Origin of the sequence: Actinokineospora sp. (assembly GCF_052390155.1) — a bacterium.
In the GTDB taxonomy this organism is placed as follows: Bacteria; Actinomycetota; Actinomycetes; order Mycobacteriales; family Pseudonocardiaceae; genus Actinokineospora.
This window is the reverse complement of the sequence record NZ_JBQTHF010000002.1, coordinates 228,645-252,336: the sequence shown is the minus strand read 5'-3', so window position 1 is coordinate 252,336 and position 23,692 is coordinate 228,645. Positions and strand designations below refer to the sequence as shown.

Genomic DNA, 23,692 nt, shown 5'->3' with positions numbered 1-23,692 from the left:
CCCCGTCCGACTTGCGCCGGACGGGGTCCACTACCTCCTCGATCACTTCTGCGGTGTGATCTTTCCCTGTGGAGTTCGTGGCCTGCGCGCGGGCAGGGCGGCCACCAGGACGACGCCGACCAGCAGCAGCGCCGTGCCGGTCCAGAAGATCGGCACCGCCCGGTAGGCCGCGGTCGTGTAGGCCAGCGGCGGGGCCTTGCCCTGCGGCGCGGGCGCGGGCGGCGTCTCGGGCTGCTGCGCCGCGGTGCCGCAGACGACACCGCCCGCGGGTGCGAACGCCCGGGCCACCTGCTCGCCCAGCGAGACCTGCGCCAGCGCGGAGGGCAGGTTCGGCAGGCCCAGCGCGTCGGTCGGCAGGACCTGGAGGTCGAGCATCCGCGCCGTCGCACCGAGCTGGAAGCCCGTGAACGGCTGGGTCGACTCCTCGCTCTTCTGGTTCAGGCCCGCGACCGACAGCCGCAGCACACCCAGGTCGAGCTTCCGCAGGCCCTTGGCAAGCCCGTCCTGCAGGCCCTGGCCGTTGCCCAGCAGGCCGCCGATGATCGGCAGCTTGTCGATGCCGGGCAGCGCGCCGACGCCCGGCAGCGGGATGCCGATCGGGATGTCCAACTTCGGGTTCGCCGCGTCGAGCTTGCCCAGGCTCTTGCCGCCCTGGACGATCTCCAGCACCGGCGCGGTGTATGTCACCGTCGAGGTCGCCTTGTCGCCGGTCGAGGTCACCCGCAGGGTCGGCTGGCTGACCACGTTGATCGACACCTCGAACGGCGTCCCCGCGAGCAGCTTCACCGCGGCCACCTGCAGCGTCGAGGTGGACTGGACGGCCTTGTTGGCCGAGCCGGGGATGTCGACGAGCTGGACCACGGAGCGGGCGGACAGCGTGTTCGGCAGGCTCAGCAGCGAGCCCTTGCCGTCGGTGCTCGTGCTGCCCTGCCCGCTCAGCACACCGCCCAGGGTGCTGAGCGGGCCGGTCAGCCCCTTGATGCCGTTGATCACGGCCTGGTCGCCGCCCGCGTCGAGGTTGGGCGCGTCGAAGACGCCCGCGAGGTCGGTCACGCCCGGCAGCGTCGGGATGGCGTTGAGCGCGGACAGGCTCGCCAGCTCGGTGGACGCGTCCGCGATGGTCCCCACACACGGTCCGAGCGTGCCGCTCCACTGCGCCTGCACCCGGCCGTTGAGCGCCCCGGCCCTCACCAGCGTGTCCAGCGGCGACGACGGCGGGTTGAACCCCCCACTGCGCGGCTGCGTATTGCTCGGCGGCGCCGTCTGCGCCAACGCCCCCGGCGTCTGCGGAGCCGCCCCCTGCAACGCGAAACCCCCCGGCGACGCCTGCGCGATGGCCTTCTCGAAACTCAGGTACGCCTCGGAGTTCGCCTGCGCGCTCGCCAGCCCGAAGCCCATCTCCACCGCCGCCTGCTTGGGCAGCTTGTCCTCGGCGCCGGGAATGATCGACCGCGTCGGCGCCGAGTTCGGCAGCAGCCGGACCACCGCGAGCCCCGTGCCCGCGTCGCCGATCGCCCGACCCAGCGGCTGCGGCCCGATCGGCGCGGACGGCGGCGGGCCGCTCGGACTGGCGGGCGGCGGAACCGGCGTCGTCGGCACCTGTGCCGCCGCCGGGGCCGCGGTCAGGGCGAGCACCGCGGCCGTCACCGGCAACGCCAGCACAACGGGCAGACGTCGGGGCATCGTCTGGGTCCTCCTAGGGCAAGAACGGACGCCGGTCAGGGCAACCGGTGACATGAATTTAACGATGGTGGTCCGTGCGGGTGACGGGCGGGCACCCGGTATGCTGTCCGAGGTCACGCCGCCTTAGCTCAGTCGGCCAGAGCAATTCACTCGTAATGAATAGGTCAAGGGTTCGATTCCCTTAGGCGGCTCACGGATCGGGCCTGTCCACTGTGGAGTGGACAGGCCCGATTTTCGTTGGTGGCAGCTACTTGTCGCAGCCGATGCCGTCTCCGTCGCGGTCCAGATGTTTGCCGTAGCCGGGTTCGCCGCGGCGGATGGGGGCGGCGCCCGCGGCCTTCGCGGCGGTGCAGTTCTTGTAGTACACGGACGGCTCGGGTTCGGGCTCCGGCTGTTCAGTAGGCGGGTCGATCGTGGGGACCGGCACGGGCAGTGGCGCGGGCGGTGCCGGGATCGCGTCGGCGCCCGCGCAGGGTGCGCCCCAGAGGCCGAGTCCGGCCGACTTGGCGGCGGCCTGGGCGTCGGTGAGGGCGGCTGAGGCGCCGTCGAGGGGTTTGGCCATGCCGCGGCTGACGGCGAGGACGGCGAAGTCCGTGCCGTCGTAGAGGAGTACGGACGACGCGCCCGCCAGTTCCACTTCGGTGCCCACCAAGGTCTTCTTGGCGAAGTCGACGGCCGCCGCCTGCCAACAGTCGCCCGCGGGGGCGAGGCCCGCGACGACTACCTGTTTGCCCGCGGCGGTCAGCACGGTTCGGGCGTCGATGATCTCGGCGACCATGGTCTTCGGTGGCGTGGTCGTGGTGGTTGTCCGCTCAGTGGTGACGGTCGGGACGGCGGCCAGCGGCGCGGCTGTGGTGGTCTTCGACTTCTCCTCCCCGAAGAGGCCGCCGAGCAGGCCGAGGCCGACGAACACCGCGAGCACCATGACGGTGATCCGTTGCCAGCGCGGCGCGGACCGCCAGCGTTGCGGCAGGCTGGGCTGAGGTGTCGTCATCGGCACATCCCCTGATCGGAAAGTTGCAGTCGGGGAGTGCATCGACCTGGTGAATACCGTGCGTTACTTGACCATTCAGGTTGTCACCCGATCAGCCCACTGTCAGCCGCGCCGGGCGGACCACGCGGTCGCCAGGACGAAGCCGCTCGCCGCGATCGCGCCCACCGCCGCGCTGCCCAGCGCGTAGCCGATCGACGGTTCCCGGGTGGTCAGCACCGTCAGCAACAGCCACACGCCCGCGCCGAACAGGGCACCCAGCGGCAGTGCCGTGAACGGCGCGGACGGGCGGCGGTGGCCGCGGCGCAGGGTGCGCATGGTCGACTCCACCGACGCCAACGCGAACAAGCTGATCAACAGGCTGCCCGCGCCCATCACGCTGGCAATCGGGTTCTGGACGGACACCAGGGTGAACTGCTGCGGCTGACCGTCGTCGATCTGAACCTCGGCGGTGGTCGCGCCGCCCACCAGCCAGCGCCAGAACGCCCACGGTTTCGCGGTGGCCTGGAACGTCCCGTCGGGGTTGGCGACGACGTCCTCGATACGGACGTCGCCCAGCGGAACGCCAGCCGAACTCATCCGAAACGACACGACCATCGGCTCGGCGGACGCGGCGGTGCCGTTGATCACGATCGGCAGGCTCAGGTCGACGTTGACCGGCGCCGACACCGAGGTGCCGTTGACCGTGAAGGTCTGGTTCGCGTGCGGCAGCGTCGCGGGCGCGAGGAACGGCAAGATGGCCAGCACGATCAGCGCCACCCCCGCCACCAGGCCCGGCCACAGCGGCGACGGCCCGGTGCGCAGCAGCTCGCTCGCCGGGCGCAGCGCGTGGCCGCGTAGGTCGCCTGCGTCGATCGAGCGGGTGTGTTCCAGAACTGTGCCGCGCACGGGCGGGGTGATGATCGTCGGCGCGTCCGGCTGCCGGTTGACCTGCTGCGCGATCGAGCCCAGCACGCGCGGCGCGAGGTGGACCGGCGCGCCGGAGCGCTCCAGCCAGCCCGGTCCGAACACGACGGTCGCGGCGGCGCTGAGGTCGACCGCGAACGCCTCGGCGTCGCGGTAGCGGTGCAGCGGGTCGCGGGCGAGGCTGCGCATGACCACGGTGGCCAGCGGCTCGGGCACCCGCGGCAGCGGCTGCGGATCGTTGAAGATGCGCTGGCGCATCATGCTGACGGCGCCGCGGGTGCGGTCGTAGGGCAGGTCGCCGCAGAGCAGTTCGTAGAGGACGGTGCCCGCGGCGTAGATGTCGGCGGCCGGGGTCAGCGCGTTGCCCATGGCCTGCTCGGGCGCGATGTAGGCGGGCGTGCCGAGCACCTCGCCCGCGTGCGTCATCATCGTCGCGCCCTCGCTGACCACCTGCGCGATGCCGAAGTCGGCCACCTTCATCACCCCCGCCGAGGTGAACAGCAGGTTCTTCGGCTTGACGTCGAGGTGCAGCACCCCGGCCGCGTGCGCGGCGTGCAGCCCGCCCAGCATGGCCAGCGTGATCGCGCACGACTGCTCGCCGGTGAGGCCCGCGCCGTGGAAGCGGCTGTAGACCGTGCCGCCGTCGAGTTTCTCCATCACCAGCAGGTTGTCGCGGCCGGTCTGCACGTAGTCGTAGACCGGGACGATGTGCGGATGGTCGAGGCTGGCCAGCACCCGGGCCTCGCGGTCGAAGCGCGCGTTGACCTCCGGGTCGCCGATCAGCTCGCCGGGGAGCTGCTTGATCGCCACCTGCCTGCCGAGCGAGCGGTGCAGGCCCTCGAACACCACACCCATGCCGCCGGAGCCGATCTTGTTCCCGACGGAGTACTGCGGTAGTGCGGCCGCGAGCGCCGCGGGCGCGGTCATCCAGGCCACCGCTGGGTGTTCTGCTGGGTGCTCTGGTCGATGTACTGCGTCGTCATGCCCACGGTCGGGCCGTCCACCGGGTCGTGCTGGGCGGGCGGGGCCTCGGGCGCGGGATGCGGGGTGAGGAAGCCGAGCACCATCGCGATCACCGCGGCGCCCAGCACGATCGGGATCTCCACCACCGGCTCCGGCGGCACCAGCCGCAGCACGGACAGCGTCACCACGGCGACCAGCCCGGTGCCGATGCCCGCCGGGAGGAACCGCAGGGCGCGGCGGAACCGGTTGGGGGACAAACGGTTCCGCGCCAGGGCGACCAGCGCGGTCACCCAGGTGAGCGCGGTCAGGCCGAACATCGCGATGCCGAAGACGCCGTAGACCGACCAGATCGAGCCACGCACGTCGGCCACCGTGCTGACGCCGCCGAGCACCGCGCGGTCGTCGTCGAGGAGTTCGACCGAGGTGGGCAGCAGGCCGATCGCCTGGCCCTGCAGGTCGCGCACGTCGAGCGGGAAGGTCCGGGTGGTGCGTCCGCGCGCGGGCACCTCGAAGGGCAGGGTGGTGTCGTAGGCGAAGAACGTGAGCGCCAGCGCGACCCCGGACACGCGCACCAGGCGGACCTGCTGCGGCTTCGAGCCGTTGTTCACCGCCGTGATCGACAACTCGGCGGGCTTGCCCGGATCGAGCGCGACGGTACGGCCGGTGATGTCCTGACCGTCGAGCGTGACGGTCACTCTGAGGGGGTCGTCGGCCTCCTGCGCGGCGGCGGGCGAGGCACCGAACACCAATGCGACCGTCACGAAGGCAACCGCGGCGGCGATAAGACGTCCCATGGGAAAACCCCCGGTTGAACGGGCCCGATTGAGCCGGAATGCTACAGCGGGCCGGTGCCTGCCGGAGCGTTCCATCGGACGAGAGAAGTGGCTGTGCGCACTGTAAGACGCATTGTGAGCATCGTCGTTGCGGGCTTCGCCGTAATGCTCGTGCTGGTACCTGTGACGCCCGCCGCCGCCCAGGTGCCGATGGCGGTCTCGGTCTCGCCGACCAGTGGCCCGGCGGGCGGCACGTTCACGCTCAACTGGACCGTCTACGTGAGCACCGGCTGCGAGGTGATCACCTTCAGTTGGCCGCCCGGCCCGATTCCCTCGGCGTTCCCGCCCAAACCGCCGCGCCGGGGCGCGGCCAGCGGGTCGGTCACCGTGAGCGTGCCCAACGGCACCAAAGAAGGCACGTACCCGATCTCCGCGACCTGCTCCACCGCGAAGGCGGGCACCCGGTTCACCGTCAAGGGAACGGTGCCGCCGACCACCACCACGACAACCCCGCCGCCGGTCACCACCACGACGACGCGCCCGCCCACCATCACGACCAGGCCGCCAGTCACGACCACCACCACCCGGCCTCCGGTGACCACCACGACAACCACAACCACCACAACGACAACGACCACCGACACGCCACCGTCCACAACGGACACCCCGACCACTGCGACCACCAGCGCGCCTGAGTCCGACGGCGACCTCGACTTCGACCGCGACAGCATCCAGCCCGGCGACTCCGTGTCTGCCAAAGGCAAGGGTTGCGATCCTGGGAGCATGGTCCTGCTCACCTCCGGCGGCGAGAAGGTCGGCGCGAGCGTGGCCGACAGCAGGGGCGAGTTCACCGCGCGGATCGAGTTCAGCCGGGTGGAGCCCGGGCGCCACCTCGTCACCGCCGAGTGCGGCATCCTGCTGACCGGCGCGGTGGATCAGCTCGTGACCAGCTCGACCGGTGGCAGCTCCAGCACGCTCGTCGTGCTCGTGTTCTTCGTGTTGGCCGGGGCCGCGCTGATCCGGTTCACCTAGACCGCAGGGCCTCGAACACCGGCGCCCACCGCGCCGGGTCGGGGGCGTGGGCGGCCGTCAAGGTCATCCGGTAGGCGACGTCGCCGTAGCGCCGGGTGATCTCGTCGGCCACCCGCGCGGGGTCGCCGACGACGGCGAACGCGGTCAGCACGTCGTCGTCGATCAGCCCGGCCATCTCGTCCCACCTGCCCCGCTTGGACAGCGCGTTCAGCTCGTCCTGCAGCTCGCCCCAGCCGTGCAGGTCGAGCACGGCGCGGTAGGCGGGGGTCGAGCCGTAGAAGGCGATCTGCTTGCGCACGGCAGCCACCGACTCCTCGACCTCCGCGTCGGACGCGCCGGTGGCGACGAACGACGGACCGCTGATCTCGAAGCCCGCCAACGGTTTCCCGGCCTTCGCCCGACCTCGCTCCAGCGCGGGCAGGGTGACCTCCCGCAGGTAGCGCTCGGTGCAGAAGCTGTGGCACAGCAGTCCGTCGGCGACCTCGCCCGCCACCTCGGTCATCCGCTCGCCGACGGCGGCGAGGTAGACCTTGGGGTTGCCGTGCGGGTTCGGCCCCGGGTTGAAGAACGGCGTCAGCAGGGTGTGGGTGTAGAACTCGCCGGTGAAGCCGAGCCGCTCGCCGGTCTCGAACGCGTGCCAGATCGCGCGCACGGCGAGCACGAACTCCCGCATCCGCGCCGCCGGGCTCGACCACGGCATGCCGAACCGCTTGGTGATGTGCGGCCTGATCTGCGACCCGAGCCCGAGCACGAACCGGCCGCCGGAGAGCAACTGCAGGTCGTTGGCCTGCACCGCCACCGTCATCGGGTTGCGCGCGAAGGCCACGGCGATGCCGGTGACCAGCTCGATCCGCTCGGTCATCGGGGCGGCGACGGCCAGCGCGAGGAACGGGTCGTGCTGGGTCTCGGCGACCCACGCGCCGTCGTAGCCCGCCCGCTCGGCCGCCGCGATGGCGGCTGCCGCCTGGGCCACGGTCACGGCGTACCCGCCGGAGTCCAGCTTCATCGTGCGGACATTACTGTGGCCCGGTGCCGATGTTCTCGTTCGAAGGCAAGCACCCGAAGATCCACCCGCAGGCGTGGATCGCGCCGACGGCGACGCTGATCGGCGACGTGACGGTCGAGGCGCACGCGTCGGTCTGGTACGGCGTGGTCATCCGGGCCGACTTCGGCCCGGTGGTGATCCGCGAGGGCGCCAACGTGCAGGACAACTCCGTGGTCCACGTCAGCGAGCGGGGCTGCGTGATCGGGCCGGGCGCCACCGTCGGCCATCTCTGCGTGATCCACGACTGCACGATCGGCGCGCACGCGCTCGTCGGCAACGGCGCCACCATCCAGGACGACGCGGTCATCGGCGAGCGGGCGCTGATCGCGGCGGGCGCGGTCGTCGGCCCGGGCGTCGAGATCCCGGCGGAGGTGGTGGCCATGGGGGTGCCCGCCAAGCGGCAGGAGCCGTTGATCGGCACGTCGAAGACCTGGGTCGACCACAACGCGGCGATCTACCGGGAACTGGCCCGCAGGCATGCCGAGGGCATCGAGGAACTGTGAGGCGCGGGCCCCGGCACCGGCCGGGACCCGCGCCCCTCTTACTCAGCAGGCACCGAGGTCACGCCAGTAGGCGTACGGTCCGCTGCCCGGCGCCTGCGCCCGGTTGTACCAGGTCGACTCCCAGCGGCGGCCGCTGTAGGACACCCGGTCGCCGGGGTAGTAGAGGACCGACGCGTTCCAGGCGGGCACGCCGGTGCAGTTGCCCGGCGGCGGCGGGGTGGTGCCGCCCCCGGTGACCTGGTTGATCCAGGTCTTGTACGCCGGGACGTTCATGTAGATCGCGGGCGCCTGGCCGCAGGTGGCCTGACCCTGCCCCGCGCGGCTGGTGGCGCCGGTCAGCTCCCAGCGGCCGCCGACCGACCGGACGGCCGGACCGCCGGAGTCGCCGTAGCAGGCGCCGGTGCCCTGCCGGTCGCCCAGACAGAGTTCCTTGGACGGGTCGAAGCCGTCGGTGCAGCCCGAGCTGAGCACCTTGACGTCGATCTGCTGCAGGTTGGTCGGCGCGCCGCCGCAGCCGCGGGTCGGGCAGGTCTGGCCCCAGCCGATGAGCCGGGTGGCGGTGCCGGTGGCGCCAGCGTCGGCCGCGATCGCGATCGGCGTCTGCTGCACCGGCTGCGCCAGCTTGACCAGCGCGATGTCGCGTCCGCCCGGGTCGGTGTTGTTCTGGGAGGCGATGCCGACCAGGGTGCCGCCGGAGTTCCAGGTCGTGGTGCCGATTCGGGCCCTGGACAGGCTGCCCACGCAGTGCTTGGCCGTGACGACCCACTGCGGGGTGATGAGCGAGCCGCCGCAGGCGTGGCCTGCGGAGGTCTGCAGGGACACCATGAACGAGTAGGTCTCGGTGGCGTTGCCGCCGCCGATGATCAGGGGCGCGACGGTGCCGCCGTCCGAGGGCGGCGGGGGAGCGGCAGACGCCGAGGGAGTGCCGATGGCCAATGCCACGGCGGCGAGCCCGATGCCCGCGCCGATGGCGAACTTCTTGAACCGCATGGGATTCCTTCCCGACTCACCGGGCCTGGCCCGGCCGGATGCGGCCGTCCGGGCCAGGCACCGGCGGATCGTGTGCAGGGGATGAAGTTGTCCGAACTGGGTGCGCGCTCCCATGCCTCGCGTACCGGTTTTTCCGTACCGGTTCCAGGAATATTGCGGCCAACGGCTAGCCGAGACTCATCCGAAAGGGGTATCAAGTCCCCTTATGGCTGAACTCGAACTGCGCCACTTGCGCGCGATCTGCGCCATCGCCGAGGAAGGCAGCGTGTCCAAGGCGGCGATCCGGCTGGGCGTCACGCAGCCCGCGCTCACCGCGCAGCTCCGGTCGATCGAGCGGCTCATCGGGGGCGAGCTGTTCCAGCGCTCGCCGCACGGCAGCGTGCCGACCGAGTTGGGCCGCACCGTGGTGCGATCCGCGCGGGTCGTGCTGGAGGACATGGCCGCCCTGCTCGCGACCGCCCGCACCCAAGGGCGCGAACCGGGGGACGCGCCGCTGGTGCTCGCGGCGACCTACATGCTGTTCACCACCGCGCTGATCGCCGAATTCAAAGCCTGGGTGCGCTGTTCCGAACTCCGCACGGAGATCGACTCCTCGGGCCCGGCGCTGCTCGACCTGATCGTCGCGAAGCGGGCCGACCTGGCGGTGTTCGAGCGGTTCGAGGGCATGGAGCACCGCACGCTGCACGACGTCGAGGTCCGCACCATCGTCGAGGAGCCGCAGTTCGTCGCCATCAGTTCGGCGAACCCGCTGGCCGAGCAGGAGGAGATCGACCTCGCCGACCTGGCGGACCTGGACTGGGTCGTGCCGCCGCCCGACCAGGACACCATGCGGCTGCGGTTTCGCAAGACGTGCGAGGCGGTCGGGTTCACCCCACGCATCACCCACCACGTCACCGAGGGCCGGACCGCGATGGCGCTCGCCGCGGCGGGCGCGGTCTGCCTTGCACAGCCCGCGTCGGTCAGTGGGGACGGGTTCGTCATCAGGCCGCTGCGCGGGTCCGCGCTGACCCTGCCGGTGGTGCTGGTCGTCCGGCTCGACGGGCCGCTGGGCGCGCGCAAGCACGAGGTGTTCGCGTGTGTCGCGCACGCCTACCGGTCGATTGTCGACCGCAACCCGACCTACGCCAAGTGGTGGGCGCAGCACCCCGAGGCGCATGTTGACGTCGACGCCGCGCTTGCCCTGCCCCGCCCGAGCAGGCCCACCTAGCCGCGGTTGGGCCGCAGTGTCCAGACCACGGTCATCTCGGCGGTGGTGACGCCGTCGCCGTTGCGGATCGTGCAGGCCACGGCGAACTCCGGGCGGGTGCCCGCGTCGAGTTCGGCGACCACGTCGGCGGCGGGCCGGGTGAGCACCGCCTCGGCTGTCAGCGGGCCCTTGGCCAGCTTCTTGTAGCGGATCTCCGAGCTGACCACCAGCGGCGTCGCGCGCTCCATCTGCTGGGCGAACGACGCCAGGCCGACGGCGCCGGACGCGGTCTCGGCCAGCCCGAACATGACCGCGGCGTGCGGCCCGCCGACGTGGTTGCGCTGGTGCTCCAGGTCGGGCAGCGCGCACACCACGCGGTCGGCCGCGACCTCGGTGAACTCCACGCCCGCCGTGCTCACCCAGGGGACGGTCTGCTTCATCGCGTCCGCGACCCAGCCGTAGTCGATGCTCATGCGCGCCACATTACTCATCGGTAACTTGAGTTGGCCAGCTGTTGGCCGCGCCGATGCCGGGTTGGGTCTGACGCGACGCCGGTCACACCAGAATTCGGTTGCCGATGCCAACAAAAAAGTGCATGCTTGTATCGACCATCTAATTGGATGATGCAAGCAACGTAAGGAGCCGTCGTGGCCGCGCACCAGACCGATGCCTCGGCAGTCGACCTCACCGAGCGGGACCTCACCGAGCGGGACCTCACCGAGCGGGACATCGCCAACGGGCAGCGGCTCGCGGGCGTGCTCTTCGCCTTCGGCAAACAGCAGGCGACGGTCGCGGCCCGGTTGAGCAAGGGCGGGGTCGACCGGTCCTCGATTGTGCTGCTCAAGGCGCTCGCCGCGCTCGGCCCGAGCCGCTCCAGCGTGCTCGCCGAAGCGGTCCACTCCGACCCGTCGACGGTGAGCCGTCAGGTGGCCGGTCTGGTCAAGGACGGGCTCATCGAGCGCCGCGCCGACCCGGGCGACGGCCGCGCCAGCCTGCTCGCCGTCACCGACGACGGGCTGGCCCGCCTCCAGGCGCAGCGCGCCCGCTTCGCGCTGTCGCTCGCCAGGATGGTCAGCCACTGGGACCCCGCCGACATCGACCGGTTCGTCGAGCTGTTCGAGCGCTTCCTGGCCGACCACGAGAACTACCTACCGACGCTGATCATCGAATGCGCCAATCAGGCGCGTTCCGAAGGGGGAAAGTGATGTCCGCTCCGGTTTCGGAGGCCCCACCGGGGCAGCTGAGCCACCGGCAGATCCTCACGGTCATGTCCGGCCTGATGCTCGGCATGCTGCTCGCCGCGCTGGACCAGACGATCATGGCCTCGGCCATGAAGACCATCGCCGACCAGCTCAACGGCCAGACCATCCAGGCGTGGGCGACCACCGCCTACCTCATCACCGCGACGATCTCCACCCCGCTCTACGGCAAGCTGTCGGACATCTTCGGCCGCAAGCCGATGTACCTGACCGCGATCACGTTCTTCCTGCTCGGCTCCGTGCTGTCGGGCCTCGCGAACTCGATGTACGAACTGGCCGCGTACCGCGCGGTGCAGGGTCTCGGCGCGGGCGGCCTGATGTCGCTGGCGCTGGCGATCATCGCCGACATGGTGCCGCCGCGGGAGCGCAGCAAGTACCAGGGCTACTTCATGGCCGTCTGGGGACTGTCCAGTGTGGCCGGTCCGGTCGTCGGCGGGTTCTTCGCAGGCCTGGACGAATTCGCGGGCATCGAGGGCTGGCGTTGGGTGTTCCTGCTCAACCTGCCGATCGCGCTGGTCGCGCTCGTGGTTGTCGCGCGCTACCTGAACGTCCCGCACCGCCGGATCCCGCAGAAGGTCGACTACTGGGGCGCCATCGCGCTCACCGTCGGCCTGGTGCCGCTGCTGATCATCGCCGAGCAGGGCCGCACCTGGGGCTGGGACTCCGCCCGCGCGATCGCGATGTACGCGATCGGCGCCGTCGGCCTGGCCGCGTTCCTCTCGATCGAGCGACGGATGGGCGACGCGGCGCTGCTGCCGCTGCGGCTGTTCCGCAGGCCCGTGTTCGCGCTGGCCAACTTCGTCAACTTCATCATGGGGATCGGCATGTTCGGCATGCTGATGTCGCTGCCGCTGTACTTGCAGATCGTCAAGGGCGCCTCGCCGACCGAGTCCGGCCTGATGACGCTGCCGCTCACCTTCGGCATCCTGGCCGCGGCCATCGGCAGCGGGCAGTTGATCTCCCGGACCGGCCGCTACCGGATCTACCCGATCATCGGCCTCGGCGCGATCTCGGCGTCGCTGTTCCTGTTCGCGCAGGTCGGCGTCGACACCCCGCTGTGGGCGACGATGCTGGTCATGGTGCTCGCGGGCATCGGCTTGGGGCTGTGCATGCAGACCCTGATCCTGGCGATCCAGAACGACGTGCCGGTAAAGGACATGGGTGTGGCGACCTCGTCGGCCACCTTCTTCCGGTCCATCGGCGGCACCGTCGGCACGGCGGTGTTCCTGTCCATCCTGTTCACCGTCGTCGGCGACCGGATCACCGACGCGTTCGGGTCGGTCCGCACCGACCCGGCGTTCCTCGCCGCGCTCCAGCAGAACCCGCAGTTCGCGGGCAGCCTGCAGGGTGGCGGCGGGATCGACCTGAACAACACCGCGTTCCTCAACGAGATCGACCCGGTGCTGGCCCGGCCGATCCTGACCGGCTTCTCCAGCTCGCTCGACACGGTGTTCCTGGTCGGCGGGTTCGTGGTGCTGGTCGCGTTCGCGTTGATCTGGTTCCTCAAGGAGTCGCCGCTGTCGGACAAGTCCGGCATCGAGCGCGCCGCCGACGAGGAGGCGGCCGCGGCCGCCGGGCACGCCCCGGCGCCCGTCTCGATCTGACCGCGGACGAACGGCCCCGGTGCGGGGCCGTTCGTCAGGTCTGGACGACGAGCGAGGCGGTGTAGCCCGCGGTCGTGTCGCCTGTGACAGCCGCGAGCTGGCTGTCGTGCCCGTCCCGGAAGACGTTGTCGGACTCCAGTGAGGTCCGGGCCAGGTTGCGCACGCTCTGGGCGTAGCCGTCGGTCGCATAGACCCGGGTGCAGACGTCCTGGGGAAGCGCGAGCTGTGAGGTGACGATCGGGTCGCCCGCCTTCGTGGCCTCGGCCAGGCTCGGGTAGACCTCGAAGTGGATGTGCGGCCAGCGGCCCGCGTACGCCGCCGGGAAGATGCTGGTGAACCTGACCTTGCCCTGCGCGTCGGTCTCCTGGACACCGCGCAGGTAGTTCTCGTTCGCGAGGCCCCGCCCGTACATCGAGTAGCTCCCGTCGATGTCGCAGTGCCACAGGTAGACCGCCGCCCCGGGGAGCACGGCGCAGCCCTTGGCGGCGTCGACCACGGTCAGCTCGATCGCCAGCGGGAGGCCCTTGGCGGTGGTCGTCGAGGAACCGAAGCTGGACCGGATGTCGCCGCGGACGATCCCGCTCTCGGTCAGCACGTTCGGGCCGTTGGTCCCGTCGGCCGGATACGGGCCCGCCGTCTCCTCGGGGATGGCCTCCGCGCACGCGACGCCGGTACCGGTCGGCTGGGTCTGGGTCGTGGTCTGGGTCTGGGTCTCGGTCGGGTTGCCCGCGCAGCCCGCGAGGGCCAGGCCCGCGCCGCCCAGCAGCGTCAGCAGGCGGCGGCGGCCCAGCGTGGCGAGGTCGAAGGCGAGGCCCCGGTCGTGGTCTGCGATCTCGGTCATGACCCCAGGGTCGCGCCCGCCGGTCTGGATCGGCTGAGAATCCGCTGTGCGCTCGCTGTGAACGCGGACGGTCAGTGGGGGAGACCGCCCGCGGTCTTGAGGCGCTCGTAGGACCGCATGATCTCGGCCTCGGCCTCGGTGCGGCCGACCCAGCTCGCGCCCTCGACGCTCTTGCCCGGCTCCAGGTCCTTGTAGACCTCGAAGAAGTGCTGGATCTCCAGCCGGTGGAACTCGGCGAGGTGGTGGATGTCGCGCAGGTGCTCGGTGCGCGGGTCGTGCGCGGGCACGCAGAGCACCTTGTCGTCGCCACCCTTCTCGTCGGTCATCCTGAACATGCCGATCGCGCGGGCGTGGATCAGGCAGCCGGGGAACGTCGGCTCCTGCACCAGGACCAGCGCGTCCAGCGGGTCGCCGTCCTCACCGAGGGTGTTGTCCACGAAGCCGTAGTCGGCCGGGTACTGCGTGGCGGTGAACAGGGTCCGGTCGAGCTTGATCCGGCCGGTCTCGTGGTCCATCTCGTACTTGTTGCGATTCCCCTTGGGGATCTCGATCGTGACGTCGAACTCCACGCGGTCCTCGCTCGTCTCGGCTGTCCTCGTTACGCCACTAGTGTGGACCACGGCATCCCGGTGGCCTGCACCGATCCGGTCCGGCCCAGGTGTGACGTTCGACCGTGGTCAGGGGAGGAAGACGCATGCCCGAGCAACGCCAGTCCGGCGGCCCGCAGCCCGGCGAGTCCTCCGCGCACCCCGCTGACCAGCACGAAAGCCCCGCGCCCGGGTTCGACAGCGGACCGGCGTGGCCCGCCGACGAAGACGCCCTGTGGCCCTCCCTGGACGACGACGACGTTCCGGCCGCCGCCGACGAGACGGTGGAGGCGCCGACGCCGAGCGCGTTACGTGACGAGACCCACGTGGTTCCCGAGGTCGAAGCGACCACCCGAGTGAGTGAATCTGACTCCCCGCACACGGTCGACTGGCCCGCGTCCGACACCCCCGTCGAGGGCGGGGCCGAGTCGGGTGACACCGCTGAGGTGCCGGTCCCGGACGGGGGAACAACGGTTCCCCGCCTCCCGATCCGAACCCCCGGCAGTTCCACGCGGTCCCGCGCCGAAGCCACCCGCGTCTTCCGGCCCACGCCCGATCAACCCCGCCGCGACGAGAAGACCCAGATCATCCCGGTCGGAGCGCTGTCCCGGGAACCCATTCCCGGCCGGCCCGCCCCGGATTCCAGTGGCACACGATCCGAGCCCCCCGGTGAGCCGGACTCGTCGGGTCCGGGTGGTGAGTCTGGGTCGGGGCTGTTCGGCGGCGGTGAGCAGGAGGCGGGTCGGCGGGAGCCGGGGATTCCTGGCCACTCGGTGCCTCCCCGTCCGGGTGGTGAACCAGGGGCAGGTCGATCAGGGTTGCCCCCCAGTCCGGGTGCCGGGCCGGGGCGCCCGAGGCCCGTTGTCGGTGAGCGCGGGTCGGACCGGCACGAGCCGGGTGTGCCCGGGCGGCCGGGACCGCCGTCCGGTCTCAGCGGTGAGGCGGGGGCGGGTCGCCCGGGGGCGCCGAGGTCTGGTGCGGGTCGGCCTGGCCCGGTTTGGCCTGGTGAGCGGCCGTTCGTCCGGGCCCGTGAGTCGGGTCTGCCGGTTCCCGGTGCCGGTCGGCCGCCCGACCTGCCCACCCGCGCCGTTGACCCGAGTCGGAACCGGCCAGCCCAGCCGGCAGGCGACGAGCCGCCGCGGGCTATGCCGGTTCGGGTTGGCACTGAACCAGAGAACACGACAGAGGTTCCCGCCAAGCGCGGGCGCCGAGTCCTGATCCTCGCCGTCGCCATAGTCGGTGTGTTGGCGGTGGTGGCGGGGGTGATCTTCGCCGTGCCCGGGTTGGCCAACCGACTCGGTCTGGTCGCGGAGCCCGAGGTCGCCATCGCGCCCCCGCCCCCGCTCGTCCAGTTCTCGGCCACGCTGCGGGCCCCTGGCGCCGACATCCCGGCGCCCACGGCCGCGGGACTGCGCGGCGCGCTCGCGGGCCCGGCCGCCGATCCCGCGCTGGGCACCCTCACCGGCACCGTGATCGATCCGGCGTCCGGCGAGATCCTCTACGCCCAGAACGCGGCCACCCCGCTCGTCCCCGCGTCCACCGCCAAGCTGCTCACCTCGGCCGCCGCGCTGCTCGCCCTGCCGTTGGCCGAACAGTTGACCACCCGCGTCGTCGCGGGGGACAAGCCGGGCACGGTGATCATCGTCGGCGGCGGCGACCCGACGCTGTCCTCCCTCGCCGCGGACAAGGACTCCGTCTACCCCGGCGCGGCGCACCTCGACGACCTGGTCGCGCAGGTCAAGGCGACCGGCCCGGTCGACACCGTGCTGCTCGACCTCGACCGCTACACGGGCGACAGCCTCGCGCAGGGCTGGGACAACCGCGACGTCGCGGGCGGGTTCATCGCGCCGATCGTGCCCGCCATGCTCGACGGCGGCCGCGCGGACCCGACCAAGGCGGTGTCCCCGCGCTCGGCGAACCCGGCCCGCGGCCTCGCCGAGGAGTTCGCCAAGCGGATCGGGGCGGCCGTGCCCGCGAAGGCCACGGTCACCGCGCCGCAGGGTGCCAAGGTGCTCGGCGAGGTCAAGTCCGCGCCCATCGTGGAGCTGGTCGACACCGTGCTCCAGCGCTCCGACAACGTGCTCGCCGAGGCCCTCGCCCGCGAGGTCGCGAAGGCCACCGGGGCCGAGGCGTCGTTCACCGGGGCCACCAAGGCAATCGCGGACACGTTGCGCACCAACGGATTCACCGTGTCCACGCTCGCGCTGAGCGACGGCAGTGGACTGTCCACGGCGAACCAGGTCACCGCCGCACTGCTGGCCGACGTGCTCAAGGTGGCGGCGGCGCCGGACGGCTCCGACCCGCGCACCGCCAAGCTGCGGCCACTGCTCGGCGGCCTGCCCGTCGCGGGTGGCAGCGGCACCCTGGCCGAGCGCTACCAAGGCCCCGGCGCCGCGGGCGGCAAGGGCTGGGTGCGGGCCAAGACCGGCACCCTGTCCACCGTCAACGCGCTCGCGGGCGTCGTCCTCGACAAGGACGGCAGGGTGCTGGTGTTCGCGATGATGACCAACGGCTCGCAGCCGGGCGCGGCTCAGCCCGCCCTCGACGTGCTGGCGGCGACGTTGCGCCAATGCGGCTGCCGGTGAGGCGGGCCGCGCTCCGGTAGCGTCGCCAGTGTGAACGCGGCGACCAGTGCGGACCTGACCGAGTCGGCAGGCGGGGGTTCGCCGGTCGACTGGGGCCTCGCGATCTCGACCGCGCAGCGGCTGGTGCGGCCCGGTCCCGTGGTCCCGCGCGAGGAGGCCGACCGCACCGTCGGCCAGTTGCGCGAGGTCACCGCGGTGGCCGAGGGCCACGTCCGCGAGCTGACCGGCCTCGGCGCCGGACTGCCCCTGCGCGGCGGTGACGTGGTCGACCGCGCGGCCTGGGTCGAGGCGGCCGTGCACAGCATCGCGGCGCTCACCGACGGCGCACTCCCACCGCGCCCCGGCAAGGTCGTCGGCAGCGTCCTCGCGGGCAGCGCGGGCGTCCAGGCAGGCATGGTGCTGGCCTACCTCGGCAGCCGCGTGCTCGGCCAGTACGACCCGTTCGGCGCCCCCGACGGCGCGGGCAGGCTGCTGCTCGTCGCGCCCAACATCGTGGCCGCGCAGCAGGCCCTGGACGTGCCGCCGGACGACTTCGCCATGTGGGTGTGCCTGCACGAGTGCACCCACCGGCTGCAGTTCACCGCCGTGCCGTGGCTGCGCGAGTACTTCCACGGCCAGGTCGCGGCGTTCATCGCCGGACTGGACGACAGTGCCAACACCGCGGTGAGCAGGCTGCCCGACCTGCTCAAAGCCGCCCGCGCGCGGCCCGACCCGACGGCGTCCAGCGGTCCGATGGGCATGATGGAGCTGCTCCAGTCGCCCGGTCAGCGCGAGGTGTTCGACCGGCTCATCGCGCTGTCCACGCTGTTGGAAGGTCACGCGGACCACGTGATGGACGCGGTCGGCCCGATCGTGGTGCCGAGTGTGGCGACCATCCGGCAGCGGTTCACCGTGCGGCGGCGCGGCGGCGGCCTGCTCGACCGCGTGCTGCGCACCCTGTTCGGTGTCGACGCGAAGATGAAGCAGTACGCGGTCGGCGCCAAGTTCACCGGCCACGTGGTCGACGCGGTGGGCATGGCCGGGTTCAACCGCGTGTGGGACTCGCCGGAGACGCTGCCGCTGCGGGCCGAGCTGACCGACCCCGACGCCTGGCTGCGGCGCGTAGCCAGGCCGTGAGCGGGCTGGCGAGCGAACCAGTGGCACAGGGCGTCCGTGAGCGGCGGCCCGGCGCCTGCGAGGGGTCGTCGTGAGCGCCAAGCCGCACCCGGCGGTCGCCGAGGTCCGGGTGGCGGTCCGCAGGCTGCTCGCGTCGGCAGGCGACCCGGACCGGGTGGCCGTCGCGGTGTCCGGCGGGGCCGATTCCCTCGCGCTGGCCGCCGCGACCCGGCATGTCGGCGACCGCGCCGGGCCGCGGGTTGCCGGACTGATCGTCGACCACGGCCTGCAGGCGGGCTCGGCAGCCGTCGCCGCCCGGGCCGCCGACCAGCTCGCCGAACTCGGCCTTGACGACGTGCGGGTGCTCACCGTGGTCGTGACTGGCGCAGGCGGCCCGGAGGCCGCCGCCCGCCGGGCTCGCTACGCCGCACTGCGCGAGGCCGCCGCGGGCGCGCTCGTCCTGCTCGGCCACACCCGCGACGACCAGGCCGAGACAGTGCTGCTCGGCCTGGGCCGCGGCTCCGGTCCGCGCTCCATCGCGGGCATGCGCGCACTGGACCCGCCGTGGGCGCGTCCCCTGCTCGACGTGCCGCGCGCCACCACGGCGGCCGCCTGCGCCGCGCTGGGGCTGACGCCCTGGGAGGACCCGCACAACCGCGACCCCCGCTTCGCCCGCGTCCGGCTCCGGCACGAGGTGCTGCCGCTGCTCGAAGACGTCCTGCGGGGCGGTGTCGCCCCGGCGCTTGCCCGCACCGCCGCCCAGCTCCGCGACGACCTCGCCGCGCTCGACCAACTCGCCGCCGAGCTGATCGTCCGCGCCCGCGCGGGCGCCGACCTGTGCGTGACCGAACTCACCGCCGCGCCCCCCGCGCTGCGCAGGCGCGCGCTGCGGACCTGGCTCACCGAGGCGGGCGCACCCGAGCTGACCGACGCCCACCTGCGCGCGGCGGACGCCCTCGTCGGCGACTGGCGCGGTCAGGGCGGCGTGGCCCTGCCGGGCGGCTTGGTGGCTCGCCGCGCGCATGGCAGGCTGACCTGCGACCGGGCTGAATGTTGAGAGGGGAACCGTGTACGACGGCGACATCGCCTCCGTGTTGATCACCCAGCAGCAGATCGACGAGAAGATCACGGAGCTGGCCAAGCAGGTCGCGCACGACTACCCGCAGGGCGACACCGACCTGGTGCTCGTCGGGGTGCTCAAGGGCGCGGTCATGTTCATGACGGACTTCGCCCGAGCGCTGTCCGTCCCCGTGCAGATGGAGTTCATGGCCGTCAGCTCCTACGGCTCGGCGACGTCGTCCTCCGGCGTCGTGCGGATCCTCAAGGACCTCGACCGCGACATCGCGGGCCGCGACGTGCTCATCATCGAGGACATCATCGACTCCGGGCTCACCCTGTCGTGGCTGCTCAAGAACCTCGCCTCGCGCAACCCGAAGACCCTTGAGGTGTGCACGCTGCTGCGCAAGCCGGACGCGATCAAGGTCGAGGTGCCGGTGCGGTACATCGGCTTCGACATCCCCAACGAGTTCGTGGTCGGCTACGGCCTCGACTTCGCCGAGCGCTACCGCGACCTGCCCTACATCGGCACCCTCGACCCCAAGGTCTACGCCTCGTGACACCGGAGTTCCTGTCGCCGCTGGCGCTGGATCTCCTCTGGGAGTCGCTCGACCTCGGCGAACTCCCGTACCCGCTCGAAGTCCGCTCGCACGGCGAGACCGCCGACGAACGCGCCGACCTGCGCGACCAGGTCTTCAGCGACCTCCGCGCCCAGGGCACGGCCGACGACCCGCGCTGGGCGGACTGGCTGTCCCTGCTCGCCCGGGCCGACCGCAGCGTCGACTCGGTGTTCCTGCCGCGCGCCGACGGCCCCGCCGTGCGCGCGCTCGCGGTCGGCACCGACTCCGCCGCCCTGCTCGCCACCCAGGACGAGAGCGGCCTCTGGTTGCGCCCGCTGCCCGTCGGCGCGCTCGTGTCCGCCATCGTCGACCTGCTCCCGCCCGCCGCGCGGGGCACGGAGACCTCGCTCACCACGCCCGTCGACCCGGCCGCCGCCAGCTCGGTCCGCGACCGCATCGACCTCGACCGCCGCGCGCTTGTCCGGCTGTTCGACCAGCCCAGACTCCGCGTGGGCCAGTTCGCCGCCAACACCCGCGACCGGCTCGGCGGCCGCCGCCGATCCACCGCCATGTCCTGGTTCGACACCGAGTCCGGCCGCTACCTCACCTACGCCAAAGGCGGCTGGGCCACCATCGCCCCCGCCGACACGGCCACCCTCCGCCACCGCCTCGGCGAACTGCTCGCGTCGATCACCTGATTCCCCCGATAGAGCTAATCGGGGTGCGATAACCTCGATTCGAGGTCACGTGCCGCGACCGGGGCGGTGCGGCCGGTCACGGGGGAGTAGTCGTGCACGATGCTGGGGGAATGGGCTCGATCGGCAGCGCCATCGGCGCCTTCGCGGGCGCGGCCGCCAGCGGCGCGGTGTCGATCAACCCGGACGAAGCGCAGGTCGCGCTCGCCGAGATCGGCAACGTCAAACACGAGATCCAGGACCTGCTCGCAAGTGCGAGTGTGGACGGCGTCGAGGTCTCGCTCGGCGCGAATCCGGTCGGCGAGGCGATGGCGCGCAAGTCGATGGACCGCTTCAGCGGTCAAGGCGACTCGTTCCTCGCGGTGCTCGACCAACTGTTCACCCAGACAGAGCGGGCCGAGCAGGCGCTCAGGCAGGCGATCGCGAACTACCAGGACACCGACTACGGCAACGCCACCAGGTATCGGGGGTAGGTGCACGTGCCCAGATGGGTTCGAGGGGCCGTGCTGTTCGCGTCGGCGGGTCTTGTCGGCGCGGCGGGTGCCGGATGCGGTCAGCAAGTGGCGGGTCAACCCTCTTCGGCAGCCACAACCCACTCTGCGTCGAGCACGGCGCCGACGACCGCGCCAAGTTCCAGCCAGACGACTTCCGGCACACGGGAGTGGAGCGGCCCGCAGATGTGTGACCTCGTCACCGCGGCGGAGGCGCAGCAACTGGGTGGTAGCCCGGCTGGCAGGGCCTCGTTCAGCACCGCTACCGCGGATCCGCAATGTAGCTGGAGCAAGGACACGGTGCTGATCCTCGACTACGGCAAGGGATTCCAGTCGAAGAACGCCAAGACGGGGGCTGGTATCACGCTGACCCCGATGTCGGTCGCGGGTCTCAGCGCGGTCCAGTCGCTGAAGAAGAGTTCGATCACGCTCTGTCAGGTGATAGTCGATATCAGCGACAGCTCGACCATGTCGTTCGCCGTGTCGGTGCACGACTCTGGTGAAGGCAAGTACGAGCCGTGTGATGTTGCCACGCGGTTGGCGAACATCGTGATTCCGAAGATCAAGGGCTGAAGGGGAGACGTGGCACCGAACGGGGATCAGCGGTACCGCACCCAGGAATACGCGGGCGACCAGGCCGTCGACGTGCAGCGGGGCCAGCGGAACATGCCGCAGGAGGACCGGTCCACGCACGCCGAGATCGAGCGGCACATCGCCCACGGGCAGGTGGCGGCGCTCGCGCCGCAGGTGGCGATGGGCAGCGACCGGGTCATCAACGACCGGCCGAACTGGGACAGCTTCACCAGCACTGTCTTGTACACCCAGGCCACCGAGGCCAACAGCCCGACGACGGCGGACGCGCTCGGGCGCGGGTTCAACGAGGGCGGCAACCGGCTCGCCGAGGCGGCCAACCGGCTCTTCGATACCGTCACCAGGCTCGAATCGGCGTGGCAGGGCGAGGCCGCCGACGCGGCGCGGGGTGCGCTGGCCCCGCTCGCCACGTCGACCGGCAACGCGGGTGTCACCGCGCAGTACATGGGCGCGGCCATGTCACAGCAGGCCGCCGCCGCGACCGAGGTCAAGCGGCTGCCGCCGCCGCAGGAGTTCGACGCCGGGACCGAACTGACCAGAGCCCTGGCCAATCCGAACCCGATCGCCGGGCTCGCCGACATGGCGGCCAAGTCGGCGGAAGCCAAGGCGGTCAAGCAGGAGCAGGTCGCCTACCTCGCCACCTACACCGGCACGCTGGCCGCGATCGACGCGTCCACCCCGAGCTTCGTGCCGCCCCCGCCAGGCATCACCGGAGACGACGGCGACGGCGGGTTCCGGGACAGCGGCGGAGTCGACTACCGAGGCGGCGGCCACGACTTGGTCCCGCGCGGCGGTCCCGGCGTCACCGACCCGGCGGGCCTGCGGCCCGGCGGGCCGACCGGGCCCGGTACCGGGTCGGTTTCCCCGGTGGGCGGCGGCTCGACCGGGGTGGCAGGGTTCGTGCCCGGCTCGACACCCACACCTGGCGGGTTCACCCCGCCCGGCGGTGGACTCGGCGGCGGCGGCACCCCGTCCGGCCCAGGCGCGGGTATGCCGGGCTTTGGCGGCCTCCCCGGGACGGGCGGCATCCCGGCAGGAGGTCGCGGTGGCTCAGCGTCCGGGGGACGCGGTGGCGTAGGCGGGTTCGATGGTCGAGGCGGCGTCGGGACCGGAGGTCCCGGCGGTGCCGACAGCGGACGAGGTGGCCCGGGCTCCCGCGCGGGTGTCGGCGGCGGCATGGGACCGGGCGACGATGGACTCGGGCGCGGCAGGCAGGGCGCGGGCGCCGGTGCAGGCGGCCGTGGCGGCATGGGCGCGGGCGGCGGCATGGGCGGCGGCGCGCCGGGCGAGGAGGATCTCGAACACCAGCGGCCCGCGTACCTGATCGAACCCGACCCGGAGGACACCTTCGGCACCGACCAGATCACCGCGCCCCCCGTGATCGGCGGGTGACGGTGCCCGACGCGGATGCCCTGAGCCCGCTCGCCATGGACTTCCTGTGGGAAGCGCTCGACGCGGGTGAGCTTCCGTACCCGTTCGAAACCCGTTCGCACGGCGCCACCATGGCCGAGCGCGCCTTGCTGCGCACGCGGGCGCACGACGAACTCCGCGCCAAGGGCCTGCTCGGCCGGACCGGCAGGGTCGAGCCGGACATCGAGAACCGGCTCCTGCCGCTCGCCCGGCCGGACATCGCCATCGACTCGGTCTTCCTGCCGGAACTCGGCGCCGAACCGGTCGCCGTGCTCGCCGCGCTGTCCGGCAGCACGGCGGTCGTCGCGGTCCAGACCGGCGCCGGGCTGCGGCTGACGCCGGTCCGTCCCGGCGCTCTCGTCGCCGAGGTGGTGGCCCTGCTGCCGCTCGCGCCGCGCGGTACCGAGCCGTCCATCTCGCTGCCTGCCGAGGACTTCGCCGCCGCGCCGCGCCAAGCAGGCAGGGTGACACACGGCAACCCGTCGAGCGGACGTCAGCCCGACGCCGTCGGCCGGTCCACGACAGGCGAGACCAGGCAGGCGTTGGCCCGACTTGTCGCGACGCCGAATGTCCGTGGTGGTCAACTTGCTGTCACCGGGCGCGACCGGATGGGGGTGCGCAAGCGCGGGCCTGTGCTGTCGTGGTTCGACAAGCCCACCGGCCGCTACCTGACCACGATGCGCCGGGGCCGCGACGGCCGCGACTGGGTCACCGTCGCCCCGGCCGACGCGACGACCTTCCGCCACCGCGTGGCCGAGCTCGTTGCCGAGGTCACGCCACGCTGACCGCCGGGAACCCAACCCGGCGGGTCGGCGTTGACATCGATGGGCACCCGGCCCGGCACTT

Annotated in this window: 23 protein-coding genes and 1 tRNA gene; 15 read left to right on the top strand and 9 right to left on the bottom strand. The window is 72.0% G+C overall.

Translation table 11 applies throughout. From position 1 onward, the window contains the following. Window positions 1-42: 42 nt before the first annotated feature. Window positions 43-1,683, bottom strand: coding sequence for a hypothetical protein (locus ACT4N7_RS01270; protein ID WP_444826656.1), 1,641 nt, complete (start codon window positions 1,681-1,683; stop codon window positions 43-45). Between the two features lie 117 nt (window positions 1,684-1,800). On the opposite strand from ACT4N7_RS01270, the gene ACT4N7_RS01265 reads away from it, so the two are divergent. Next, a tRNA-Thr gene (locus tag ACT4N7_RS01265) sits at window positions 1,801-1,874 on the top strand. 56 nt (window positions 1,875-1,930) lie between these two features. On the opposite strand, the gene ACT4N7_RS01260 is transcribed toward ACT4N7_RS01265, so the two are convergent. The 3 genes from ACT4N7_RS01260 to ACT4N7_RS01250 form a co-directional block, all read right to left on the bottom strand. Beyond that, window positions 1,931-2,677: an excalibur calcium-binding domain-containing protein gene (locus ACT4N7_RS01260; protein WP_444826655.1), complete on the bottom strand. Its 747-nt coding sequence runs from the start codon at window positions 2,675-2,677 to the stop codon at window positions 1,931-1,933. A gap of 102 nt (window positions 2,678-2,779) precedes the next feature. After that, a complete protein-coding gene (locus tag ACT4N7_RS01255) occupies window positions 2,780-4,507 on the bottom strand; it encodes a serine/threonine-protein kinase (RefSeq protein ID WP_444826654.1) in 1,728 nt (575 codons plus the stop codon). Then, on the bottom strand, window positions 4,504-5,337 hold the full coding sequence (locus ACT4N7_RS01250; protein ID WP_444826653.1) for a hypothetical protein: 834 nt from the start codon (window positions 5,335-5,337) through the stop codon (window positions 4,504-4,506). Before ACT4N7_RS01250 ends, ACT4N7_RS01255 begins: the two co-directional genes overlap by 4 nt. A gap of 114 nt (window positions 5,338-5,451) precedes the next feature. Here ACT4N7_RS01250 and ACT4N7_RS01245 point away from each other — a divergent pair, with 114 nt between their 5' ends. Then, entirely contained in the window at window positions 5,452-6,348 is an 897-nt protein-coding gene (locus tag ACT4N7_RS01245; RefSeq protein ID WP_444826652.1) for a hypothetical protein, read from the top strand. On the opposite strand, the gene ACT4N7_RS01240 is transcribed toward ACT4N7_RS01245, so the two are convergent. Further along, window positions 6,341-7,354 (bottom strand): LLM class F420-dependent oxidoreductase, encoded by a 1,014-nt coding sequence (locus tag ACT4N7_RS01240; RefSeq protein WP_444826651.1) that lies wholly within the window; start codon window positions 7,352-7,354, stop codon window positions 6,341-6,343. The genes ACT4N7_RS01245 and ACT4N7_RS01240 overlap by 8 nt on opposite strands. Before the next feature lie 23 nt (window positions 7,355-7,377). Here ACT4N7_RS01240 and ACT4N7_RS01235 point away from each other — a divergent pair, with 23 nt between their 5' ends. After that, window positions 7,378-7,896, top strand: a complete 519-nt coding sequence (locus ACT4N7_RS01235) for a gamma carbonic anhydrase family protein (RefSeq protein WP_444826650.1) — start codon at window positions 7,378-7,380, stop codon at window positions 7,894-7,896. Between the two features lie 42 nt (window positions 7,897-7,938). Here the strand turns inward: ACT4N7_RS01235 and ACT4N7_RS01230 are convergent, their stop codons facing one another. After that, window positions 7,939-8,886: a trypsin-like serine protease gene (locus ACT4N7_RS01230; protein WP_444826649.1), complete on the bottom strand. Its 948-nt coding sequence runs from the start codon at window positions 8,884-8,886 to the stop codon at window positions 7,939-7,941. Window positions 8,887-9,091: 205 nt separating this feature from the next. Between ACT4N7_RS01230 and ACT4N7_RS01225 the strand changes: the two genes are divergently transcribed. Continuing rightward, window positions 9,092-10,093: a LysR family transcriptional regulator gene (locus ACT4N7_RS01225; protein WP_444826648.1), complete on the top strand. Its 1,002-nt coding sequence runs from the start codon at window positions 9,092-9,094 to the stop codon at window positions 10,091-10,093. Here the strand turns inward: ACT4N7_RS01225 and ACT4N7_RS01220 are convergent. Then, window positions 10,090-10,545 (bottom strand): DUF4442 domain-containing protein, encoded by a 456-nt coding sequence (locus ACT4N7_RS01220; protein WP_444826647.1) that lies wholly within the window; start codon window positions 10,543-10,545, stop codon window positions 10,090-10,092. The genes ACT4N7_RS01225 and ACT4N7_RS01220 overlap by 4 nt on opposite strands. 174 nt (window positions 10,546-10,719) lie before the next feature. Between ACT4N7_RS01220 and ACT4N7_RS01215 the strand changes: the two genes are divergently transcribed. Both ACT4N7_RS01215 and ACT4N7_RS01210 read left to right on the top strand, forming a co-directional pair. Beyond that, complete coding sequence (locus tag ACT4N7_RS01215) at window positions 10,720-11,277, top strand: MarR family winged helix-turn-helix transcriptional regulator (protein ID WP_444826646.1); 558 nt, start codon at window positions 10,720-10,722, stop codon at window positions 11,275-11,277. Further along, complete coding sequence (locus ACT4N7_RS01210) at window positions 11,277-12,935, top strand: MDR family MFS transporter (protein ID WP_444826645.1); 1,659 nt, start codon at window positions 11,277-11,279, stop codon at window positions 12,933-12,935. The genes ACT4N7_RS01215 and ACT4N7_RS01210 overlap by 1 nt, the downstream gene beginning before the upstream one ends. Before the next feature lie 34 nt (window positions 12,936-12,969). Here the strand turns inward: ACT4N7_RS01210 and ACT4N7_RS01205 are convergent, their stop codons facing one another. Further along, window positions 12,970-13,776: an intradiol ring-cleavage dioxygenase gene (locus ACT4N7_RS01205; protein WP_444826644.1), complete on the bottom strand. Its 807-nt coding sequence runs from the start codon at window positions 13,774-13,776 to the stop codon at window positions 12,970-12,972. A 71-nt stretch (window positions 13,777-13,847) separates the two neighbouring features. Next, window positions 13,848-14,345, bottom strand: coding sequence for an inorganic diphosphatase (locus ACT4N7_RS01200; protein ID WP_444826643.1), 498 nt, complete (start codon window positions 14,343-14,345; stop codon window positions 13,848-13,850). A 1,163-nt stretch (window positions 14,346-15,508) separates the two neighbouring features. On the opposite strand from ACT4N7_RS01200, the gene dacB reads away from it, so the two are divergent. The 9 genes from dacB (at window position 15,509) to ACT4N7_RS01155 (ending at window position 23,631) form a co-directional block, all read left to right on the top strand. Then, the gene (gene dacB, locus ACT4N7_RS01195; protein ID WP_444826642.1) at window positions 15,509-16,948 is read left to right on the top strand and encodes a D-alanyl-D-alanine carboxypeptidase/D-alanyl-D-alanine endopeptidase; all 1,440 of its coding nucleotides are present in this window, start codon (window positions 15,509-15,511) and stop codon (window positions 16,946-16,948) included. 30 nt (window positions 16,949-16,978) lie between these two features. Then, a complete protein-coding gene (locus tag ACT4N7_RS01190) occupies window positions 16,979-18,064 on the top strand; it encodes a zinc-dependent metalloprotease (RefSeq protein ID WP_444826641.1) in 1,086 nt (361 codons plus the stop codon). A gap of 70 nt (window positions 18,065-18,134) precedes the next feature. After that, window positions 18,135-19,100, top strand: coding sequence for a tRNA lysidine(34) synthetase TilS (gene tilS, locus ACT4N7_RS01185; RefSeq protein WP_444826640.1), 966 nt, complete (start codon window positions 18,135-18,137; stop codon window positions 19,098-19,100). Window positions 19,101-19,110: 10 nt separating this feature from the next. Continuing rightward, window positions 19,111-19,659, top strand: coding sequence for a hypoxanthine phosphoribosyltransferase (gene hpt, locus ACT4N7_RS01180; RefSeq protein ID WP_444826639.1), 549 nt, complete (start codon window positions 19,111-19,113; stop codon window positions 19,657-19,659). Further along, entirely contained in the window at window positions 19,656-20,357 is a 702-nt protein-coding gene (locus ACT4N7_RS01175; protein WP_444826638.1) for an ESX secretion-associated protein EspG, read from the top strand. Before hpt ends, ACT4N7_RS01175 begins: the two co-directional genes overlap by 4 nt. 92 nt (window positions 20,358-20,449) lie before the next feature. Next, on the top strand, window positions 20,450-20,827 hold the full coding sequence (locus ACT4N7_RS01170; protein WP_444826637.1) for a PE domain-containing protein: 378 nt from the start codon (window positions 20,450-20,452) through the stop codon (window positions 20,825-20,827). 30 nt (window positions 20,828-20,857) lie between these two features. Then, entirely contained in the window at window positions 20,858-21,418 is a 561-nt protein-coding gene (locus tag ACT4N7_RS01165; RefSeq protein WP_444826636.1) for a DUF3558 domain-containing protein, read from the top strand. Window positions 21,419-21,427: 9 nt separating this feature from the next. Next, window positions 21,428-22,828: a hypothetical protein gene (locus ACT4N7_RS01160; RefSeq protein WP_444826635.1), complete on the top strand. Its 1,401-nt coding sequence runs from the start codon at window positions 21,428-21,430 to the stop codon at window positions 22,826-22,828. Continuing rightward, window positions 22,825-23,631, top strand: a complete 807-nt coding sequence (locus ACT4N7_RS01155) for an ESX secretion-associated protein EspG (RefSeq protein ID WP_444826634.1) — start codon at window positions 22,825-22,827, stop codon at window positions 23,629-23,631. The genes ACT4N7_RS01160 and ACT4N7_RS01155 overlap by 4 nt, the downstream gene beginning before the upstream one ends. Window positions 23,632-23,692 lie beyond the last annotated feature (61 nt).

Excerpts from the sequence above, each read along its gene's own strand:
- ACT4N7_RS01230 (WP_444826649.1), bottom strand. The coding sequence starts at position 8,886 with ATGCGGTTCAAGAAGTTCGCCATCGGCGCGGGCATCGGGCTCGCCGCC.
- ACT4N7_RS01240 (WP_444826651.1), bottom strand. The coding sequence starts at position 7,354 with ATGAAGCTGGACTCCGGCGGGTACGCCGTGACCGTGGCCCAGGCGGCA.
- ACT4N7_RS01210 (WP_444826645.1), top strand. The coding sequence starts at position 11,277 with ATGTCCGCTCCGGTTTCGGAGGCCCCACCGGGGCAGCTGAGCCACCGG.
- ACT4N7_RS01250 (WP_444826653.1), bottom strand. The coding sequence starts at position 5,337 with ATGGGACGTCTTATCGCCGCCGCGGTTGCCTTCGTGACGGTCGCATTG.
- dacB (WP_444826642.1), top strand. The coding sequence starts at position 15,509 with ATGCCGGTTCGGGTTGGCACTGAACCAGAGAACACGACAGAGGTTCCC.
- ACT4N7_RS01205 (WP_444826644.1), bottom strand. The coding sequence starts at position 13,776 with ATGACCGAGATCGCAGACCACGACCGGGGCCTCGCCTTCGACCTCGCC.
- ACT4N7_RS01255 (WP_444826654.1), bottom strand. The coding sequence starts at position 4,507 with ATGACCGCGCCCGCGGCGCTCGCGGCCGCACTACCGCAGTACTCCGTC.
- ACT4N7_RS01260 (WP_444826655.1), bottom strand. The coding sequence starts at position 2,677 with ATGACGACACCTCAGCCCAGCCTGCCGCAACGCTGGCGGTCCGCGCCG.
- ACT4N7_RS01270 (WP_444826656.1), bottom strand. The coding sequence starts at position 1,683 with ATGCCCCGACGTCTGCCCGTTGTGCTGGCGTTGCCGGTGACGGCCGCG.
- ACT4N7_RS01225 (WP_444826648.1), top strand. The coding sequence starts at position 9,092 with ATGGCTGAACTCGAACTGCGCCACTTGCGCGCGATCTGCGCCATCGCC.
- ACT4N7_RS01220 (WP_444826647.1), bottom strand. The coding sequence starts at position 10,545 with ATGAGCATCGACTACGGCTGGGTCGCGGACGCGATGAAGCAGACCGTC.